5 protein-coding genes and 1 pseudogene are annotated in these 5,246 nt (G+C 31.7%); 5 read left to right on the top strand and 1 reads right to left on the bottom strand.

Annotated features, from left to right (window positions below; translation table 11 throughout):
- The first annotated feature begins 8 nt into the window (after positions 1–8).
- Together HMPREF2663_RS02150 and HMPREF2663_RS02145 are read left to right on the top strand one after the other, a co-directional pair.
- Positions 9–511 (top strand): annotated as a pseudogene (locus HMPREF2663_RS02150) (replication-associated family protein).
- 339 nt (positions 512–850) lie between these two features.
- Positions 851–1,792, top strand: coding sequence for a cation diffusion facilitator family transporter (locus HMPREF2663_RS02145; protein WP_001831389.1), 942 nt, complete (start codon positions 851–853; stop codon positions 1,790–1,792).
- 40 nt (positions 1,793–1,832) lie between these two features.
- On the opposite strand, the gene HMPREF2663_RS02140 is transcribed toward HMPREF2663_RS02145, so the two are convergent.
- Positions 1,833–2,108: a glutaredoxin family protein gene (locus tag HMPREF2663_RS02140; RefSeq protein ID WP_001831374.1), complete on the bottom strand. Its 276-nt coding sequence runs from the start codon at positions 2,106–2,108 to the stop codon at positions 1,833–1,835.
- 174 nt (positions 2,109–2,282) lie between these two features.
- On the opposite strand from HMPREF2663_RS02140, the gene HMPREF2663_RS02135 reads away from it, so the two are divergent.
- From HMPREF2663_RS02135 to copZ, 3 genes are read left to right on the top strand one after another with little or no spacing between them, the layout of a single operon-like run.
- The gene (locus HMPREF2663_RS02135; protein ID WP_001831396.1) at positions 2,283–2,558 is read left to right on the top strand and encodes a metal-sensing transcriptional repressor; all 276 of its coding nucleotides are present in this window, start codon (positions 2,283–2,285) and stop codon (positions 2,556–2,558) included.
- A 14-nt stretch (positions 2,559–2,572) separates the two neighbouring features.
- Positions 2,573–4,960, top strand: a complete 2,388-nt coding sequence (locus tag HMPREF2663_RS02130) for a heavy metal translocating P-type ATPase (RefSeq protein WP_001832797.1) — start codon at positions 2,573–2,575, stop codon at positions 4,958–4,960.
- 33 nt (positions 4,961–4,993) lie between these two features.
- Complete coding sequence (copZ, locus tag HMPREF2663_RS02125; protein WP_001831373.1) at positions 4,994–5,203, top strand: copper chaperone CopZ; 210 nt, start codon at positions 4,994–4,996, stop codon at positions 5,201–5,203.
- Positions 5,204–5,246 lie beyond the last annotated feature (43 nt).

Here is a 5,246-nt window from a genome sequence, read left to right as displayed (position 1 = left end):
TTAGCTATATTTTTTACTTTGCAACAGAACCTTTAGATGTCTCTAAACAAACAATTCATTATCATTTAAAAAGTTTACCTTCAAATTTGAAGGTAAACAAAGTAGGTAACAAATCATTAATAGATGATAATACAATAGATTATCTAAAAACAATTTTAAATAAAAAAACGACAAAAGAATCGACAAAATTTGATGAAAAATCGACAAACAAAACAGAATCATTAAATAACCAATATAGCAGTTATATCGATAAATACATAGAGCATTTAGAATCAGAAATTCGACAAAAGAATCGACAAATTGACGATTTAACAATTGCATTAAAACAAGAACAATCTTTGAATTTAAATAGCCAAAATATATTAAGTAATACCAAAAAAATAGAAACTGATAATATAGATTCAAAAGAAGATATCATTACTCCAAAAGCATCAAAAAAAATGAACAAAAACAATCTATCTTTTCTAAACTATTCAAAAAAAAAATAATGTATTCACGCCTAAAGGCGTGAATACATTATTTTCTCTAAAAAGAAATTATCACTTGTTAATTATAATATAGTTAATATTTAGCAAGTGAAGTGTGGTTTATCATATGCAAAAATCCCACTACTGTCCAAAGCAAAGTAGGGTTTTTATTTAATATACAAAATACAAAGCATTTCTATATTGACAAAGGATAAAAATCATACTAACTTATGAATATATGAGCATATATTCATAAGTTAGTATGATTTTCTTCGAGTAACAAAACATTAATTGAAATTTTATATTTTTTAACTCTATAGTTATAAAAACAAAAATTCAAATTATAGAAAATATTTTTCATCATTAAAAAGAGGAGGGATTAAATGGAAAACGATCACAATCATAATCATACACATGGCGCGAACAAAAAGACTTTATTAATTAGTTTTATTATTATTACAAGTTACATGATTGTAGAAGGGTTAGGTGGTTTCTTTACTAACAGTCTTGCGTTAATTTCAGATGCTGGTCATATGTTAAGTGATTCTATTTCTTTAGGTATTGCTTTAATTGCATTTACTTTAGGAGCGAAGCAAGCTAATACAAATAAAACTTTTGGCTACAAAAGGTTTGAAATACTAGCAGCTGTACTTAATGGTATTACTTTGATGTTAATAGCTATCTATATTTTTTATGAAGCTATTGAGAGATTTAAAAACCCCCCTGAGGTAGCTTCTACAGGCATGTTAATTATCGCCTTGGTAGGCTTGTTTATTAATATTATTGTGGCTTGGATAATGCTGCGCGGGAGCGATGTAGAAGAAAACTTAAATATGCGTGGAGCATATTTGCATGTAATAAGCGACATGCTTGGATCTATAGGTGCAGTTATAGCAGCCCTTCTCATTATATTTTTTAGATGGGGGTGGGCGGATCCTTTAGCAAGTGTGATTGTAGCAATTTTAGTACTACGTAGCGGCTTTTATGTAACAAAATCAAGTCTTCATGTATTAATGGAGGGAGCACCAAGCAATATAAATACAAAAGACATTATTAAAACTATTAAAAAATTCAAAGAAGTTAAAAATATTCATGACTTTCATGTTTGGTCAGTAACTAGCGGATTAAACGCGTTATCTTGTCATATTGTTGTAGAAGATACAATGACCATTACTGAAAATGAGTTTTTACTTAAACGTATAGAACATGAACTCAATCATCAAAATATTCAACATGTCACAATACAGACTGAAACTTCTAACAATAATCATAGTGAAAAATTGTTTTGTATCGTGAAAGAAGAAGACAGTCAACATCATCATTAAATAAACAGCCATTATTTTTTAATAATGGCTGTTTATTTAATTATTCCAATATATTTAATATATCTTTTTTGTTATTTTCAAATCCCACGTAATATTTAAACAACTTTTTTTTACCCCAAAAAATTTTTTTATAAAAAACAAATAAGGGAACAATTCGGTTGCCTGATATTTTTTTCATTTCTTCTTCTAAGTCCAAATTTTGACTTACATCTTTATGACTATAACTAATCTCTTGAGAGTTTAAATACCTTTTTGATTCTTGGCAATCAGAGCATGTAGGTCTTGTGTAAAGCTCAAGTTGTATATTTTTATCCAAATATATCTCTCCTAATATAAGTTTTAGCATACATTTTATACAAGTGTACCTCTTAAAACAAACTATAAATATTAATTTTTTATATGAAACTTTTGTATTGACTTATACCTACTAGGGGTATAATATAGATTCCAACAAGAGATACCCCGTTAGGGTATATGAGGAGGGGTGAAATTGAACACTACTACTGTTAAAAACAATGACGCATTGCTCAATAGACTCAAAAGATTAGAAGGACAAATGCGCGGTTTACAATCAATGATAGCAGAAGATAGATATTGTATAGATGTACTAGTACAAATAACAGCAATACAATCAGCCCTAAAACAAGTGGGTTTTATAGTAACTGAAGACCATATATCTAATTGTGTAAGTGAAGGTATTAAAAATGGCAACGGAGAAGAAAGTATCAAAGAATTGATGGTTGTATTAAAACAATTTTCAAAATAGGAGGAAAGAAATAATTGAGTGAAAATATTAAAAAAACCTCATTAGGTATCACAGGCATGACATGTGCAGCTTGCTCGAATAAAGTAGAAAAAAATCTAAATAAATTAGATGAAGTTAACGCTAATGTAAATCCTTCTACAGAGAAAGCTACAATTGAATATAACCCCAATGTTACATCATTAGAAGATATTGCAAATACAATTCAAAAAACAGGTTATGGAGTTTTAACCGAAAAAGTGGATCTCGATGTAATGGGAATGACGTGTGCAGCTTGTTCGAATAAAATCGAAAAAGTTTTAAATCGAATCTCAGGTGTAAATAAGGCTACAGTTAATTTAACCACAGAAAGTGCTACTGTAGAATACAACCCTGATATGACGTCTGTAGATGAATTTCAACAACGTATTAAAAACCTAGGGTATGAGGCACAACCTAAAAAAGAAGCATCAGAAAAAAGTTCCCAAAAAGAAAAACAATTAAAACGACAGTTAATTAAATTAGTTGTTTCAGCTGTTTTAGCAGCTCCATTGTTAATGACAATGTTCGTTCATTTATTTGGTATTCAAATACCACATATATTTATGAACCCGTGGTTCCAATTTGTATTAGCAACGCCTGTTCAATTTGTTATTGGTTGGCAATTTTATGTAGGCGCTTATAAAAACCTTCGTAATGGGTCAGCAAATATGGATGTTCTTGTCGCTTTAGGTACAAGCGCAGCCTTCTTTTATAGTATTTATGAATCGATTAAGTGGTTAATTAATACAAATTATGAGCCACACCTATATTTTGAAACAAGTGCTGTATTAATTACTTTAATTCTTTTCGGAAAGTATTTAGAAGCACGTGCTAAAACACAAACAACAAATGCGTTAAGTAAATTGTTGAATTTACAAGCTAAAGAAGCACGTATATTACGCAACGGTGAAGAGACTATGGTTCCTTTAAGTGAGGTAAAAGAAGGAGACTATTTAGTTATCAAACCAGGAGAAAAAATACCAGTAGATGGCAAAATAATTAAAGGTATGACTTCAATTGACGAGTCAATGTTGACAGGTGAATCTATTCCTGTTGAAAAAATGCAAAATGATAATGTTATAGGATCAACAATGAATAAAAATGGAGCAATTACTGTTGAAGCAACAAAAGTTGGTAAAGATACAGCTCTTGCCTCCATTGTTAAAGTTGTCGAAGAAGCGCAAGGTTCTAAAGCGCCAATACAAAGACTAGCAGATATTATTTCTGGATATTTTGTACCTATCGTTGTAGGTATCGCGATTTTCACATTTATTATATGGATTTCATTAGTTCAGCCGGGACAATTTGAACCAGCCTTAGTTGCTGCAATAGCAGTATTAGTTATCGCTTGTCCTTGTGCGTTAGGCTTAGCTACGCCTACTTCTATAATGGTGGGTACCGGAAAAGCTGCTGAAAATGGCATTCTATTTAAAGGTGGAGAACACATTGAAGGTACACACGCTATTAATACAGTTGTTTTAGATAAAACTGGCACTATAACAAATGGCACACCTGAAGTCACTGATTTTAGTGGAGATGATCAAACATTACAATTGTTAGCTAGTGCAGAAAAAGGTTCTGAACACCCACTAGCTGAAGCTATCGTAAGTTATGCTAAAGAAAAATCATTAGAATTTTTAGAAGTAGACCATTTTGAAGCTATACCAGGGCGCGGTATAAATGCAACAATTGATGGTAAAGAACTTTTTGTCGGAAATCGAAAACTAATGAGTGAAAAAGGAATCCAAACTAATGAAGCTGAAACAAATCTCGCTCAATTTGAAAAAGAAGGAAAAACTGCAATGCTTATAAGCGTAGATAACGAATTGAGAGGGGTTGTCGCTGTAGCTGATACAGTTAAAGATACTGCCCAACAAGCTATTCAAAAACTTCATGAATTAGGTATTGAAGTTGCTATGTTAACTGGTGATAACAAACGTACCGCACAAGCAATAGCAAAACAAGTTGGTATAGACACGATTATTGCAGAGGTTTTACCAGAAGAAAAAGCTTCTAAAGTAGCAGAAATTCAATCTGAAGGTAAAAAAGTAGCTATGGTTGGAGATGGTGTCAATGATGCTCCAGCACTAGTTAAAGCAGATATTGGTATTGCCATTGGTACAGGTACAGAAGTTGCAATCGAAGCTGCTGATATAACTATTTTAGGAGGAGACCTTTTATTAATTCCAAAAGCAATAAAAGCAAGTAAATCTACAATTCGTAATATTCGCCAAAATCTATTTTGGGCGTTTGGTTACAATGTTGCAGGTATCCCTATAGCAGCAATTGGTCTGCTAGCACCTTGGGTTGCGGGAGCAGCAATGGCTTTAAGTTCTGTAAGTGTTGTCACAAACGCTTTACGTCTAAAACGTATGAAATTATAAGAATCTTATATTTCTTGAAAGGAGGTGACAACATTGACTAACGAAGTTATTAATGTAGAAGGTATGAGCTGTGACCATTGCAAGCATTCAATTGAAAAAGCATTAAATGGATTAGATGGTGTAACATCTTCAGAAGTAAGCTTGGCGAATGGGAATGTGGAAGTTGAATTTGATGAAAATCAAGTAGCTTTCAACGACTTTAAAGAAGCTATTGAAGATCAAGGTTACGATGTAATTAAATAATTTAAATAGTTGAGCCTGGGACATAATTCCTAGCAAAATAGCC

The sequence above is a fragment of the Staphylococcus sp. HMSC077D08 genome (assembly GCF_001837945.1).
Lineage (GTDB): Bacteria > Bacillota > Bacilli > Staphylococcales > Staphylococcaceae > Staphylococcus > Staphylococcus epidermidis.
Note: the sequence above shows the minus strand (reverse complement) of the source record. Positions and strands in the feature narration are given on the sequence as shown.